The sequence below is a fragment of the Pseudomonas sp. LS1212 genome, from assembly GCF_024741815.1.
Taxonomy (GTDB): Bacteria; Pseudomonadota; Gammaproteobacteria; order Pseudomonadales; family Pseudomonadaceae; genus Aquipseudomonas.
Genome location: NZ_CP102951.1, coordinates 1,801,326 through 1,816,285, shown reverse-complemented (window position 1 = coordinate 1,816,285; position 14,960 = coordinate 1,801,326). Strand labels below are relative to the sequence as shown.

Annotated in this window: 12 protein-coding genes; 9 read left to right on the top strand and 3 right to left on the bottom strand. The window is 62.3% G+C overall.

The features are described 5' to 3' along the window. The first annotated feature begins 25 nt into the window (after positions 1 to 25). On the top strand, positions 26 to 190 hold the full coding sequence (locus NVV94_RS08530; RefSeq protein WP_258446762.1) for a hypothetical protein: 165 nt from the start codon (positions 26 to 28) through the stop codon (positions 188 to 190). Here the strand turns inward: NVV94_RS08530 and NVV94_RS08525 are convergent. From NVV94_RS08525 to csiR, 3 genes are all read right to left on the bottom strand, one after another. Further along, positions 187 to 861, bottom strand: coding sequence for a phosphoribosyltransferase (locus NVV94_RS08525; RefSeq protein ID WP_258446761.1), 675 nt, complete (start codon positions 859 to 861; stop codon positions 187 to 189). The two genes, NVV94_RS08530 and NVV94_RS08525, sit on opposite strands and share 4 nt — an antisense overlap. A gap of 2 nt (positions 862 to 863) precedes the next feature. Then, entirely contained in the window at positions 864 to 2,225 is a 1,362-nt protein-coding gene (locus NVV94_RS08520; RefSeq protein WP_258446760.1) for an erythromycin esterase family protein, read from the bottom strand. Between the two features lie 95 nt (positions 2,226 to 2,320). Continuing rightward, positions 2,321 to 3,040, bottom strand: coding sequence for a DNA-binding transcriptional regulator CsiR (gene csiR / locus NVV94_RS08515; RefSeq protein WP_258446759.1), 720 nt, complete (start codon positions 3,038 to 3,040; stop codon positions 2,321 to 2,323). A 195-nt stretch (positions 3,041 to 3,235) separates the two neighbouring features. Between csiR and glaH the strand changes: the two genes are divergently transcribed. From glaH to NVV94_RS08475, 8 genes are all read left to right on the top strand, one after another. Beyond that, positions 3,236 to 4,213 carry a glutarate dioxygenase GlaH gene (gene glaH / locus NVV94_RS08510; protein WP_258446758.1) on the top strand — a complete coding sequence of 326 codons (978 nt, stop codon included), beginning with the start codon at positions 3,236 to 3,238 and terminating at the stop codon, positions 4,211 to 4,213. 94 nt (positions 4,214 to 4,307) lie between these two features. Continuing rightward, positions 4,308 to 5,576 carry an L-2-hydroxyglutarate oxidase gene (gene lhgO, locus NVV94_RS08505; RefSeq protein ID WP_258447650.1) on the top strand — a complete coding sequence of 423 codons (1,269 nt, stop codon included), beginning with the start codon at positions 4,308 to 4,310 and terminating at the stop codon, positions 5,574 to 5,576. A gap of 13 nt (positions 5,577 to 5,589) precedes the next feature. Continuing rightward, on the top strand, positions 5,590 to 7,038 hold the full coding sequence (gene gabD / locus NVV94_RS08500) for an NADP-dependent succinate-semialdehyde dehydrogenase (RefSeq protein ID WP_258446757.1): 1,449 nt from the start codon (positions 5,590 to 5,592) through the stop codon (positions 7,036 to 7,038). Positions 7,039 to 7,137: 99 nt separating this feature from the next. After that, positions 7,138 to 8,418 carry a 4-aminobutyrate--2-oxoglutarate transaminase gene (gabT, locus tag NVV94_RS08495; RefSeq protein WP_258446756.1) on the top strand — a complete coding sequence of 427 codons (1,281 nt, stop codon included), beginning with the start codon at positions 7,138 to 7,140 and terminating at the stop codon, positions 8,416 to 8,418. 110 nt (positions 8,419 to 8,528) lie between these two features. Continuing rightward, positions 8,529 to 9,941, top strand: coding sequence for a GABA permease (gene gabP, locus NVV94_RS08490; RefSeq protein WP_258446755.1), 1,413 nt, complete (start codon positions 8,529 to 8,531; stop codon positions 9,939 to 9,941). Positions 9,942 to 10,009: 68 nt separating this feature from the next. Continuing rightward, positions 10,010 to 11,386: an aspartate aminotransferase family protein gene (locus tag NVV94_RS08485; RefSeq protein WP_258446754.1), complete on the top strand. Its 1,377-nt coding sequence runs from the start codon at positions 10,010 to 10,012 to the stop codon at positions 11,384 to 11,386. Between the two features lie 370 nt (positions 11,387 to 11,756). Next, complete coding sequence (locus NVV94_RS08480; protein ID WP_258446753.1) at positions 11,757 to 13,235, top strand: DUF1254 domain-containing protein; 1,479 nt, start codon at positions 11,757 to 11,759, stop codon at positions 13,233 to 13,235. 176 nt (positions 13,236 to 13,411) lie between these two features. Next, the gene (locus tag NVV94_RS08475) at positions 13,412 to 14,923 is read left to right on the top strand and encodes an aldehyde dehydrogenase (RefSeq protein ID WP_258446752.1); all 1,512 of its coding nucleotides are present in this window, start codon (positions 13,412 to 13,414) and stop codon (positions 14,921 to 14,923) included. The last annotated feature ends 37 nt before the right edge of the window (positions 14,924 to 14,960 follow it).

Here is a 14,960-nt window from a genome sequence, read left to right as displayed (position 1 = left end):
TGTTGAACGTCCACTCGAGGTTTGTATGGATATCAAGACCCCTCGCACGCCCGAAAAACCTGACCCCAATGCTCCGGACCATCTGCCGGCCTTGAATGATGCCGACGACACCGAAGACCTCGATGAACTCGAAGTCGTGCCAGAGGACGCGGACATCGCCGGCGATGACGCCTCCGAAGAGCCCGGCTAGCCTTCCTCTCGCCGGGCTTTTTCCAGCAACTCGATGACTTCCTCGTCGGTGGTTTGTTCGAAGTGCTGGTAATGCGCGCCAACCGCCCCGAACCATGTGGGTACGACCGGGCAGACCAGCTCATCGACCAGCGGTCGCAAGCTCTCGAGGCTTTCCCGAGGCCCGACGGGGACCGCGAGAATCAGGCGCTTGATTTGCAATCCCGCCAGCGACATCAGCACGACCCGGGCGGTATTACCGGTCGCGACGCCATCGTCGACGACTATGACGTCGTGTCCGGCGAGCAGGGGTGATGGCCGATTGCCACAATAGACCGCGCGGCGCCGGCGGATTTCCTCCAGTTGCCGCTCTTTCTCGGCCTCGAACCAGTGCGGTGACATCCCCATCGAGTCAAGCATGATCTGATCGACGACCCAGATCGGCTCGGGACCATCGACGATAGCGCCGATGGCGAACTCTTCGTGGCCGGGTGCGCCGATCTTGCGCGACAGAATGACGTCCAGCGGCGCCTTGAACGCCATGGCGATCTCATAGGCCACCGGCACGCCGCCACGAGGCAGCGCCAGTACCAGGGGTGTTTCAGCCACCAGCGGGCGCAGCGCTTCGACCAGTGCCTTGCCGGCCGCCCGGCGATCCCTGAACGCCGGGGTAAACGATTGATAGGAATGCATGCTCACACTCCAAACGGAAAGGTGTCCTCTTCCCGGCTTGTGATGTGCGGCGCGGGTAGCGGCGTCACCGCACGGGTTTTTTCAATCCAGACATACGCATCGAACTGCTCGGCCAGGACCGCTTCGAAATAGTGGCTCCTGCGCTCGGACCCGGGCCGGTAGATCACGCCGATCGCACGTTCGAGCAGCACCTGCGACAAGGCCTCACGCAGATTCCCGCGCGCGGATTCGCGCCAGTCGGTCAGCGAGGCGCTCACGCCCGCCTTGAGAAATTGCTGCTCCCAACTGTCGGCCCGCGAGGGCAGGACCTTCTTGACCTGCACCTCGCCATCCCAGTCATCGGCCGCCGCAACCTCACCGCGATCAGTGCCCATGCCGATCAGTACCGCATCGCGGCCAAAGGCCAGTCGGCAAAGCTGCCCGATATTGAGCTCGCCGCTCCAGCCCATCGAGGTGGCCGCTGCATTGCCGATATGTGAATTATGCGCCCAGACGACGGCCCTGGCATCGTTGCCCCGATGATCGAGCAAGGCCCGCAAGGTATCGAACATATGCTGGTCGCGCAGGTTCCACGAGGCTTCGGAGCTGCGGTAAATCGCTCGGTAGTATTGTTCGGCGGCGCGCACCACGCGGGCATTCTGGGTAGCGCCGAAAAAGGCCTCGTCTTCCTTGATGAAACGCCCGAGCCGTTCGCCCAGCAAGCTGTTCAACTGCTCGACCACCGCTTGCTCGCAGGGCATTTCACCCAGTCGCTCGACGAAATGACCATACAGCGCCGGGTCGTCCTGCCAGGGCGTGAGACAGCCGTAGCGATGGCGGGCTTCATGGGCCAGCTGCGGGTCGATTCGCTCCAGATAGCCGAGCACCTCGGCAATCGAGTTGCGCATGCTGTAGACATCCAGGCCCCGGAACTCGACGCGCTGCCCCGGCGGCAGTGCGCGGTTGTGGGCATGCAGCCAGCGGGCGAACCTGTCGATGTCGGTATTGCGCCACATCCACACCGGAAAGCGGGTGAACGCCTTGTGCTTCCATGCCGACGGCCCCAGCCCGCGCACGCAACGGTCGATCTGGCCGGCGTCGGGCCAATCCGCTTCGACCGCCACGATCGAGAAACCGTGGCGCTCGATCAACCGCTTGGTGATGGCTGCCCGGGTACGATAGAAATCCGAGGTGCCGTGGCTGGCTTCGCCGATCAACACCACCCGGGCATCGCCGTAGCGGTCGAACAGTTTGCCGAATTCGGGGCTGTCGAGGGCGGGCAAGGGTTCGGCGTATTGCTTTAACAAGGGGGCAATCACAGCCGGGTCACCGTCCTTGCGACGATGGGATAAATGCTGCAGCGGGTGCCGGGCTGGCGAGTTCATCGACCACCTCAAGGACGAGCAATGATGAACGGAAGACTCTATCGCACGCCCGATGTTCCGCTCAGTCGACCAACGTTATCGATCGAGCGGCGCTGTCACGCCAGCGGGGCGATTGAAGCGACGGCCGCCTTGTGTTCACCGCGCTGCATGACCTCGACAATGATCGGTACAGGCGTCATCAGGTGGGTGCGCATCATGGCCGTGGCGCGCGGTGCATCGCGCGCAAGAATGGCCTCGACCAGCGCGGCATGCTCCTTGCGCTTGAGTTCCAGGGCTTCTTCGGAAAACACCGTTTGCGTCAGCCACAAATGGCGGTAGCGCTCGGCCTGATCGAACAGATAGCCGCGCGCCTGCAACAGGTGCTTGGAACCGCAACCGGCAGCGATGGCGGTATGAAAGGCCTTGTGCCGCTCGTCCCAGACGTCGAGTACCTGCTCGCGGGTTTTCACATCCATGACTTTCGATAGCGTGTGGGACTGCGCCAGGATCTGCGCCTCCCAGGCGTCGTCGCCGCGCTCGATGGCAAGGCCGACGATCATCGCTTCCAGGTTGGCGCGGGCATCGTAGATGTCCTGCATTTCTTGCAGCGACATGGGCGCGACGCGGTAGCCCTTCTGGCTGATGACCACCACCAGGTGCTCGGCCACCAGCTGTGACAGCGCCTCGCGCAGCGGGCCGACACCCAGGTCATAGCGCTCCTTGAGCCCGCTCATGAGGAGTTTTTCACCGGGCTTGAATACGCCACGGATGATGTCCTGCTTGAGCCACTCATACCCGCTGATTGCAGAGTTCTGCCTGGGGGCGAGGCTATCCAAGGTGCTGCTCCTGAAATCGACAAAGCCCAATCATACCCAAACATCTATCAGCCGAAAAACATTAGACGAAAATATATTTTGTCGCCTCTATACAAAAATGTAGACATTTTTAACGGATGGCGATATTTTTGCTCCATGCCTGATCCAGACCAACGCTGGAAGGCGCTAATCACTACCTTCTGCCCAGGAACTGCCATGAACGCCTTTACTCAGATTCAGGACCTTGTGATGCCGCTGCCATCGGAGAGCAAGGGCTTCACCCTCACCCACTCCAGCCAGTCGCCGCGCCTGCTGGAGCTGAAATTTGCCAAGGAAACCGTCGACGCGTTCGTCAAGGCGGTGGCCGAGTGGCCGGTCCAGGCACTGGAGTACAAGTCGTTCCTGCGCTTCCGCGTAGGCCAGATTCTCGACGAGCTGTGCGAAGGCACCCTGCGCCCGGTGCTGGTCAACACCATCCTGGACCGCGCCACCGGCGGCATGCTGATCACCCCCGAAGGCCTGTGTGACGTGACCCAGGCCGATGACATGGTCAAGCTCTCCTCGGCCGTGGCCCACCTGATCGGTCGTTCCAACTTCGACGCCATGAGCGGCCAGTTCTACGCCCGCTTCGTGGTGGTCAACACCGACAACTCCGACAGCTACCTGCGCCAGCCACACCGGGTGATGGAACTGCACAACGACGGCACCTTCGTCAAAGAGCGCACCGACTACGTGCTGATGATGAAAATCGACGAGCAGAACATGGAAGGCGGCAACACCCTGCTGCTGCACCTGGACGACTGGGAAGACCTGAACCAGTACTACACTCATCCGCTGGCTCGTCGTGAAATGCGCTTCACCGCGCCACCGAGCAAGAACGTGCGTGAAGACGTGTTCCACGCCGTATTCGACAACGACGCCGAAGGCCGCCCGACCATGCGCTACATCGACCAGTTCGTGCAGCCCAAGGACTTCGAGGAAGGCATCTGGCTGAACGCCATGAGCGAGTCCCTGGAAGGCAGCCAGAAGAAGGTTTCGGTACCGGTGCCGATCGGCAGCTTCGTGCTGGTCAACAACATGTTCTGGCTGCACGGCCGTGACCGCTTCACCGCCCACGAGGGCCTGCGCCGTGAGCTGATGCGCCAGCGCGGCTACATCAGCTACCAGAAAACCCTGTACCAGCGCGGCCAGTAAGGTTTGCCAAGAGCCGAAATGACCAGGGCCACCATGTGTGGCCCTCGTCGTTCCCAAACAACAACATCATTCAGGTGGGTGCAAGCCAATGGCTGTGTACGACTTCATCATCATCGGTGGCGGCATTGTGGGTATGTCCACGGCCATGCAACTGACCCAAGTCTATCCGGACGCAAAAATCCTCCTGCTGGAAAAAGAATCCGGCCCGGCCAGGCACCAGACCGGCCACAACAGCGGCGTGATCCATGCCGGCGTCTATTACACGCCGGGCAGCCTGAAGGCGCGTTTCTGCCTGGAAGGCAACAAGGCCACCAAGGCCTTCTGCGACAAGCACAGCATCCGTTACGACGAGTGCGGCAAGCTGCTGGTAGCGACCAACGAGCTGGAAATGCAGCGCATGAGCGCGTTGTGGGACCGCACCGAGGCCAATGGCATCAAGCGTGACTGGCTGTCGGCCGCAGAGCTGCGCGAGCGCGAGCCGAACATCGTCGGCCTGGGCGGTATCTTCGTGCCGTCGAGCGGCATCGTGAACTACGCACAAGTTACCGCTGCCATGGGCCGCGAGTTCGAAGCCGCCGGTGGCGAGATCCGCTACAACAGCGAAGTGGTCGCCATCGACGAACGCCCCGATGAAGTCGTGGTACGCACCGGCAACCAGGAGCACCACGGGCGCTTCCTGATCACCTGCTCGGGCCTGATGGCCGACCGGGTGGTGCGCATGCTCGGGATCAAGCCGAACTTCATCATCTGCCCGTTCCGTGGCGAATACTACCTGCTGCCCAAGCAGCACAACCAGATCGTCAACCACCTGATCTACCCGATCCCGGATCCGTCCATGCCGTTCCTCGGCGTGCACCTGACCCGCATGATCGACGGCACCGTCACCGTCGGCCCCAACGCGGTGCTGGCGATGAAGCGCGAAGGCTATCGCAAGACCGATATCTCGCTGTCGGACATGTTCGAAACCCTGACCACCCCGGGCATTCTCAAGGTGCTGATGAAGAACCTGCGCCCGGGCCTGATCGAGATGAAGAACTCGCTGTTCAAGGGTGGCTACCTCAAGGAAGTGCAGAAGTACTGCCCGAGCATCAACAAGAGCGACCTCACCGCCTACCCGGCCGGCGTACGCGCCCAGGCCGTGTCGCTGGACGGCAAGCTGATCGACGACTTCCTGTTCGTCAACACCGCCCGCAGCGTCAGCGTCTGCAACGCCCCATCGCCTGCGGCAACCTCGGCCATCCCGATCGGCGCGCACATCGTCGACAAGGTCCGCGAGCAGCTCGCAAGCAGTGGCGCCAGTTTCGTCAAACCCGTCAATTCCACCCGCCCCGCCCCTCTGGCGGCTTCCATTGCGACCCAATAACGAGGACTCAAGCGTGCAACTCAACGATCCGCAACTGTTCCGCCAACAAGCCTATATCGACGGTGCATGGGTAGATGCCGACAACGGCCAGACCCTCAAGGTCACTAACCCGGCCACCGGCGAAATCATCGGCAGCGTGCCGAAAATGGGCGCAGCCGAGACGCGCCGCGCCATCGAAGCCGCCGACAAGGCGCTGCCGGCCTGGCGTGCCCTGACCGCCAAGGAACGCGCTAATAAATTGCGTAAGTGGTTCGACCTGATGATGGCCAACCAGGAAGACCTGGCGCGCCTGATGACCCTGGAACAGGGCAAGCCGCTGACCGAGTCCCGTGGCGAAATCGCTTATGCCGCGTCGTTCCTGGAGTGGTTCGGCGAAGAAGCCAAGCGCGTGTATGGCGACATGATCCCTGGCCACCAGGTCGACAAGCGTCTGATGGTCATCAAGCAGCCCATCGGCGTGACTGCGGCCATCACCCCGTGGAACTTCCCTTCGGCGATGATCACCCGCAAGGCCGGCCCGGCCCTGGCCGCCGGCTGCACCATGGTCCTCAAGCCCGCCTCGCAGACACCCTATTCGGCCCTGGCCCTGGCTGAACTGGCCGAGCGCGCCGGCATTCCGAAAGGCGTGTTCAGCGTGGTCACCGGCAGCGCCGGCGAAGTCGGCGGCGAGCTGACCGGCAACCCGATCGTGCGCAAGGTGACCTTCACCGGCTCCACCGAAATCGGTCGCCAGCTGATGGTCGAGTGCGCCAAGGACATCAAGAAGGTTTCCCTGGAGCTGGGCGGCAACGCCCCCTTCATCGTCTTCGATGACGCCGACCTGGACGCTGCCGTCGATGGCGCGCTGATCTCCAAGTACCGCAACAACGGCCAGACCTGCGTCTGCGCCAACCGCCTGTACATCCAGGATGGTGTCTACGATGCCTTCGTCGAAAAACTCACCGCTGCCGTGGCCAGACTGAACATCGGCAACGGCCTGGAAAACGGCATCACCACTGGCCCGCTGATCGATGCCAAGGCCATGGCCAAGGTCGAGGAACACATCGAGGACGCCGTGAGCAAAGGCGCTCGAGTGGTCGCCGGTGGCAAGCCGCATGCCCTGGGCGGGACCTTCTTCGAGCCGACCATCCTCGTTGATGTACCGCGCAACGCAGCGGTCGCCAAGGAAGAAACCTTCGGCCCGCTGGCGCCGCTGTTCCGCTTCAAGGATGAAGCCGAAGTGATCGCCATGGCCAACGACACCGAGTTCGGCCTGGCCTCGTACTTCTATGCCCGCGACCTGAGCCGTGTGTTCCGCGTCGGCGAGGCGCTGGAATACGGCATCGTCGGGGTCAACACCGGGATCATCTCCAACGAAGTGGCGCCGTTCGGTGGCATCAAGGCCTCGGGCCTGGGCCGCGAAGGCTCCAAGTACGGCATCGAGGACTACCTGGAAATCAAGTACCTCTGCATCGGCATCTGAGCAGCACCGGCATCTGAGAATTCACCATTTTTCATACAACGTTTTCATACAACGTTTTCATATAACAAGGCCGCTGCTGTTGCGGCCCGTGAGGCAAGCATGAGCGATACCAACCAATCCCTGCAGCAACGTCGTATGGACGCCATTCCCCGTGGCGTCGGCCAGATCCACCAGATCTTCGCCGATCGCGCCGAAAACGCCACTGTCTGGGACGTCGAAGGTCGCGAGTACCTCGATTTCGCCGGCGGCATTGCCGTGCTCAATACCGGCCACCTGCACCCCAAAGTCATGGCCGCCGTGCAGGCACAACAAGCCAAGCTGACCCATACCTGCTTCCATGTATTCGCCTACGCGCCTTACGTGGAGCTGTGCGAGAAACTGAACAAACTGGTCCCGGGCGACTTCGCCAAGAAGACCCTGCTGGTCACCACCGGTGCCGAAGCCGTCGAGAACGCCATCAAGATCGCCCGCGCCCACACCGGCCGCACCGGCGTGATCGCCTTCACCGGCGCCTACCATGGCCGCACCCACTACACCCTGTCGCTGACCGGCAAGGTGGTGCCCTACTCTGCCGGCATGGGCCTGATGCCAGGCGGCATCTTCCGCGCCATGTACCCTAACGAACTGCACGGCATCAGCACCGACGACGCCATCGCCAGCATCGAACGCATCTTCAAGAACGACGCGCAAGCCAGCGACATCGCCGCGATCATTCTCGAGCCGGTACAGGGCGAAGGCGGTTTCACCGTCGCCCCGAAAGCCTTCATGCAGCGCCTGCGTGCCCTGTGCGACGAGCACGGCATCGTCCTGATCGCTGATGAAGTACAGACCGGCGCCGGTCGCACCGGTACCTTCTTCGCCATGGAGCAGATGGGCATCGCTGCCGACCTGACCACCTTCGCCAAATCCATCGCCGGCGGCTTCCCGCTGGCGGGCGTGGCTGGCAAGGCTGAAATCATGGACGCGGTCGCCCCTGGCGGCCTCGGCGGCACTTACGCCGGTAGCCCGGTGTCCTGCGCCGCCGCATTGGCGGTGATCGAGGCCTTCAAAGAAGAGCAGCTGCTCGACCGCGCCAAATCGGTCGGCGAAATCCTGAGCAGCGGCCTGCGCCAGATCGGCGAAAAGCACGCCTGCGTCCTGGAAGTGCGCAATCTCGGCGCCATGGTCGCCGTGGAACTGTGCGAAGGCGGCGATGCCAACAAACCGGCCGCCGAATTGACCGGCAAGATCGTCGCTCGCGCCCGCGACAAGGGCCTGATCCTGCTGTCGTGCGGCACCTACTACAACGTCCTGCGCATCCTCGTGCCGCTGACCGTCAGCGACGCCGATCTTCAGCGTGGCTTGCGCATCATCGGCGAGTGCTTCGACGAACTGGCGTAAGGCTCGCCGTCTGTCACTGCAATGAGCTGACCATGGTGGCCCCGCTATCCGCGTGCCGGGGCCGCCCTGTCTTCGCTTCGGCAAGGACGCTGCTTGAGAAAGGTAAGACCATGAATAACAAGCACAATAACAACCTCAGTCACGGGCTCAAATCCCGTCACGTCACCATGCTCTCGATTGCCGGGGTCATCGGTGCAGGCCTGTTCGTCGGCTCCGGTCGCGCTATCGCAGAGGCGGGGCCCGCTGCCGTGCTGGCGTACATCTTCGCCGGCATCCTGGTGATTCTCGTCATGCGCATGCTGGCCGAAATGGCCGTGGCATCGCCCGACACCGGTTCCTTTTCCACTTATGCAGACCGCGCCATCGGCAAATGGGCCGGCTTCAGTATCGGCTGGATGTACTGGTGGTTCTGGGTCCTGATCATCCCGATCGAGGCCAACATCGCCGCCACCATCATCAACTCTTGGGTTCCGCAACTGGAAATCTGGGTGCTGTCGCTGGTCATCACTCTGTTGCTGACAGCCACCAACCTGTTCAGCGTGAAGAACTACGGCGAGTTCGAGTTCTGGCTGGCACTGGTCAAGGTGCTGGCCATCGTCGGTTTCATCACCCTGGGTATTTGCGCCATCATGGGGCTGCTGCCCGAAACCGGCGTCAGCGGCGTCTCGCGCCTGTGGGACAACGGCGGCTTCATGCCCAACGGCTTCGGCGCGGTGATCAGTGCCATGCTCATCACCATGTTCTCGTTCCTGGGGGCGGAAGTTGTGACCATCGCTGCGGCCGAGTCGGACGCGGCCGAGAAGCAGATCTCCAGGGCCACCAACTCGGTGATCTGGCGGATCGCGCTGTTCTACATCCTCTCGATTTTCATTGTCGTGGCCCTGGTGCCCTGGAACGACCCACGCCTGGCCACCGAAGGCTCGTACGTGACCGTGCTGGAAATCCTCGGCGTGCCCAACGCCAAGATGCTGATCGATGTGGTGGTGCTGACTTCGGTCACCAGCTGCCTGAACTCCTCGCTGTACACCGCCTCGCGCATGCTCTTCTCCCTGAGCAAGCGCGGCGAAGCCCCGGCCTGTGCGAACTACACCACCAGCAGCGGTACACCGATCTATGCGGTGTTGCTGTCGACCGGTGCTGCGTTCCTGACCGTGATCGCCAACTACATGGTGCCGTCCAAGGTGTTCGGTTTCCTGATGGCCAGCTCCGGCACCATCGCCCTGCTGGTGTACCTGGTGATCGCCGTTTCCCAGCTGCGCCTGCGCAAGAAACTGACCGCCGAAGGCAAGCAACTGGACTACCGCATGTGGCTGTTCCCGTGGCTGACCTGGGCGGTGATCCTGTTCATTTCCATGGTGCTGGTGGTGATGTTGTTCCGTCCCGACCATCAGCTGGAAGTGGTCGCCACTGCCGTGTTGAGTGTGCTGGTGGTCTGTTCCGGCCTGCTGGTAAGCCGCCGGCACGCCAAGGCCAAGGCACGCGTGATCGCCCAGGGCGGCATACCGGTATCCACCGATCGCTGATGCCATTCAAGGGGCGCAAGCGCCCCTTTCCCTTTTGAAGCCCCTTCTTTTCTGAAAAGAGAGACGTTATGAGCAAGCAAGAGCTGTCGCTGGCCGAGAAAGACAAACAACACCAACTGCACCCCTACACCGATGCCCGCGTGCATGAAGAAGTCGGCCCGCTGATCATCGAGCGCGGTGAAGGCATTCACGTCTACGACGACCAGGGCAAGCAGTACATCGAAGCCATGTCGGGCCTGTGGAGCGCCGCCCTGGGTTTCAGTAACGAGCGCCTGATCAAGGCTGCCGAAAACCAGCTGCGCCAGCTGCCCTTCTATCACCTGTTCAGCCACAAGTCCCATGCCCCGAGCATCGAGCTGGCGGACAAGCTGATCGCCATGGCCCCGGTGCCCATGAGCAAGGTGTTCTTCACCAACTCCGGCTCCGAAGCCAACGACACCGTGGTCAAGCTGATCTGGTACCGCAACAACGCCATCGGCAAGCCGGCCAAGAAGAAGTTCATCAGCCGCGTCAACGGCTACCACGGCATCACCATCGTCAGCGCCAGCCTGACCGGCATCCCGGCCAACCAGCGCGGTTTCGACGTGCCGCTGGCAGGCTTCCACCATGTCGGTAGCCCGCATCACTACCGCAACGCCCTGCCCGGCGAGAGCGAAGAACAGTTTGCCGACCGCCTGGCAGCCGAGCTGGAAAGCCTGATCCTGCGTGAAGGCGCCGAAACCGTCGCGGCTTTCTATGCCGAACCGCTGATGGGCGCCGGTGGCGTGATCGTGCCGCCGCGCACCTACTGGGACAAGATCCAGGCCGTATGCCGCAAGCATGATGTGCTGATCGTGGCCGACGAAGTGATCTGCGGCTTTGGCCGTACCGGCAATATGTTCGGTTGCCAGACCTTCGGCATCCGCCCGGACGTGATGGTCCTGTCCAAGCAGCTGTCGTCGTCCTACCAGCCGATCTCGGCGATTCTGATCAACGATGAGCTGTACCAGGGCATCGCCGACCAGAGCCACAGCCTGGGCACCCTGGGCCACGGCTTCACCGGCAGCGGCCACCCGGTTGCCGCCGCCGTGGCGCTGGAAAACCTCAAGATCATCGAGGAAGACAACCTGGTCCGGCATGCGGCCGCCATGGGTGAAATCCTGCAGGCCGGCCTGCGCGAATTCGCCGGCCACCCGCTGGTGGGTGAAGTGCGCGGTGTGGGCCTGATCGCGGCTGTCGAGCTGGTTGCCGACCGCCAGGCCAAGGCCCCGTTCGAGGTGGTGGGCAAGCTCGGCCGCTACCTGGCCGGCCGCGCCCAGGCGCATGGCATGATCACCCGCAACATGGGTGACGCGATTGCCTTCTGCCCGCCACTGATCTCCACCGAGGCGGACATCCGGGCGATTCTGGAGGTGTTTGGTCGGGCCCTGGAAGATACCCAGCAGTGGGTTGACGCCAACCGCTGATTTATCGCCACCTCGTTCCCACTCCATTCCGCGTGGGAATTGCAGGAACGGGTCTTGCCCGCGATACAGGCAACGCGGTTTGTCTGTATCAGCGCAGTGATGCCATCGCGGGCAAGCCCTCCAATACAACGCAATCCCCCACCTGCTACGCTAAATACTTGCATCTCATTCACGGCGAAGGAGATCCCTCAATGGTCACCCATTACAGGGACGCCGGGCACCTGGCCTGTGGCCGCCATGGCGCATGCGGCCATTAACTGGCGCGCCTAATGGCAGCAAAAACTCAGCGAACTTCCCGGGCGGCAACGACTGCCCAGAGGGTTCGGCGGGCAGCCGTTCGTTTAGTTAACCCCACCGGAGCCGCACTGCAATGAACCCCCAACCTTCAGTGCACATGAAATGGGTCGCCATCCTTGCAGTTGCGGCCAGCCTGATTACCGGCTGCGAAAAGAAAGACGACCCGGTTTCCCAGGCCGAAAAGAAAGACGTTGCCCAAGGCGTCGCCGCGCCAGACATCGCCCAAACCAGGGCCATCGCCGAGGAAGCGTTCATCTATGGGCTGCCGCTGGTCATGAACTACGCGGTGATGTATGAATTCGCCGTGGATACGAGCAACCCGCAATACAAGGCACCGTTCAACCAGATCAGAAATGAAGCCCGCGTCTTTACCTACGAAGACACGGCCATCGTCACGCCCAACAGCGACACGCCCTACTCGATCCTGTGGATGGATTTACGCGCCGAGCCCATGGTGCTGTCGGTGCCCGCGGTGGATAAAAAGCGCTACTACTCGGTGATGCTCACCGACGCCAATACCTACAACTTCGGCTATATCGGCAGCCGTGCAACGGGAAGCGGACCGGGCGACTACCTCGTCGTAGGTCCCGACTGGAATGGCCAGACGCCCCCGGGTATCAAGAAGGTCTTTGCCTCGACAACCCCCTTCGCGGTCGCCGCCTATCGGACTCAACTCTTCAACCCCGCCGACATGCCAAAGGTGGTGAAGGTGCAGGCCGGATACAAAGCCCAACCACTGTCGGCCTTCCTCAAGCAACCGGCACCGCCGGCCGCACCGAAGGTCGACTTCCTCCCCGCCACCACGGCCGGGATCAAGGATAACTTCTATCAATACCTGGACGCCGCACTCCAATTCGTCCCACCGGCGCCAGAAGAAAAGGATCTGCGGGCCAGGCTGGCCAGCATCGGCATCGGGCCTGGCAAGACCTTTGAGTACAAGGACCTCTCGGCAGAACACAAGGCTGCCATCCTGCTGGGCATGAAGGCCGGTGACGAGAAGGTGGACGATTTCCTGAGCAACGGCATGAAGAATCTCAATGGCTGGAAGGTCGGTTCGTTCTTCGGCGACCGTGATTTCTTCAAGGGCAATTGGCTGATGCGTGCCAGTGCAGCCAAGGGCGGTATCTACGGCAACGATGCCGTGGAAGCCACTTACCCGATGACCCGTACCGATGCGTCCGGCGAACCGCTCGATGGCAGCAAACACAACTACACCCTCACGTTCCCCGCCGGACAGTTGCCACCGGTCAATGCCTTCTGGTCGGTGACCATGTATGACGGCAAGAGCCAGCTCCTGATCAAGAACCCCATCAATCGCTACCTCATCAACTCGCCGATGCTGCGCGGCATGCAGAAGAACAAGGATGGATCGCTGACCCTGTATATCCAGAAGGACTCGCCCGGCAGGAAGAAGGAAGCCAACTGGCTGCCCGCACCCAACGGCCCTATCTACCTTGTGATGCGCCTGTATTGGCCCAAGGGCACACCGCCGTCGATTCTGCCGGCCGGCGAAGGGACTTGGCAGCCTCCGGGGGTTTTGGCGGCCAAGTAGCTCGGAAAAACAATTCGCAGGATTACATAAAAACCAGCAGGAACCTGAAAGAGCCGTGGACGGCCAGAGGCATAACCTTGGTTTGCCTCTTGTGCATCCGCGGCCCGCCGCCAGGCAACATCGCTTGGGCGTCTGCCGGATGCGCCATTCCATCGACTGAAGGAAAAGCGCCCCCCATGAATGCTCTTGAACAGTTTGCCCGCCTCAGCGGTCGTCATTGGATAAACGGTGAATTGCAGGTCGGCATGAACCCCGCGAGTTACGACGTGGTCGACCCGGCCACCGAGCAGCGCATCGGCCAGATCGGCGATGCTACCCGCGAAGAAGTGAACCGCGCAGTCGCCATTGCCAACCAGGCGCAGCAGCGCTGGAACCGCAGCAATGCCTTGCACCGTGCCGAAGCCATGCACGAAGTGGCCGCCGAAATCCGCCAGCTGCGCCCGCTCTACGCCGAGATGCTCACCCGGGAAATCGGCAAGACCTACAAGGAGTCCTTCGACGAAGTCTCCTGGTCGGCCACCGCCGTGGATTACTACGCGGAACTGGGTCGGCATGAGATCGGCCGGGTCGCAGGCCCCGTGGTGGACGGGCAATTCAACTTCTCGCTAAAGGAACCGCTGGGCGTTGTGGTGCTGATTCTGCCCTTCAACTACCCGCTGTGCCTGCTCTGCTGGCAGGCCGCCGCCGCGCTGGTGGCCGGCAACGCGGTGATCATCAAGCCCTCCGAGCTGACCTCGCTGACCACCTTGCAGTTCGTCCAGGCCTTCGCCGAATTGGGCCAGGGCCTGGTCCAGGTACTGACCGGGGGCGCCGACGTCGGCCAGCAACTGGTGCGGCATGCCGATACGCACATGGTCGCGTTCACTGGCGGGATCGAGACCGGCCGCAGCATCGCCCGGGAATGCGCGGGGCAGTACAAGCGCACCCTGATCGAAACCTCGGGCAACGACCCCTTCATCGTCATGCCCTCGGCACCAATTGATATCGCTGCGCGCGGTGCGGCCTTCGGCGCCTACCTCAACTGTGGCCAGGTGTGCGCCTCCTCCGAACGCTTCTATGTGCACGAGGCGGTCTACGATGCGTTCGTCGAGCGCCTGGTCCATCATGCCCGGCTGATCCGCGTGGGCAATGGCCTGGACAAGGTCGACATGGGGCCGCTGGCATCCCAGGCCCAGCGCGAACGCTATGAGCGGATTCTGCACCGGGCCATCGAACAAGGCGCCCGCGTCGGTGCCGGCGGTGGCCGCCCGCGCGGGCTGGACAAAGGCTGGTTTGCCGAAGCCACGGTGTTGACCGACATCGCCGCGAGCATGGACATCATGCACGACGAAAGCTTCGGGCCAGTGGCGCCGATCTGCAAGGTGGCCAGCCTCGACGAAGCCCTGAGGCTCTCCAATGATTCGCGCTATGGCCTGGGCTCGACGATCTACACCACCAACCTGGAAGAAAGCATGCGCGCCAGCCACGAACTGGAAGCCGGCATGGTCTGGGTGAACGCCCCTCTGCTGGATAACGATGCGGGGCCGTTCGGCGGGCGCAAGCAATCGGGCATGGGCCGGCAACTGGGGGCCGAGGGGCTGGATAACTTCCGCCACAGCAAGTTCGTGATGATGGACCCGGCCGCCTCCGCCCAGGACTTCTGGTGGTTCCCATTCCGTGATGAAGATGCGTTCCCCGGGCAGCGCTGAGTAGCGTTTCACCCGACACCCCGCCGCGCTTTGCGGG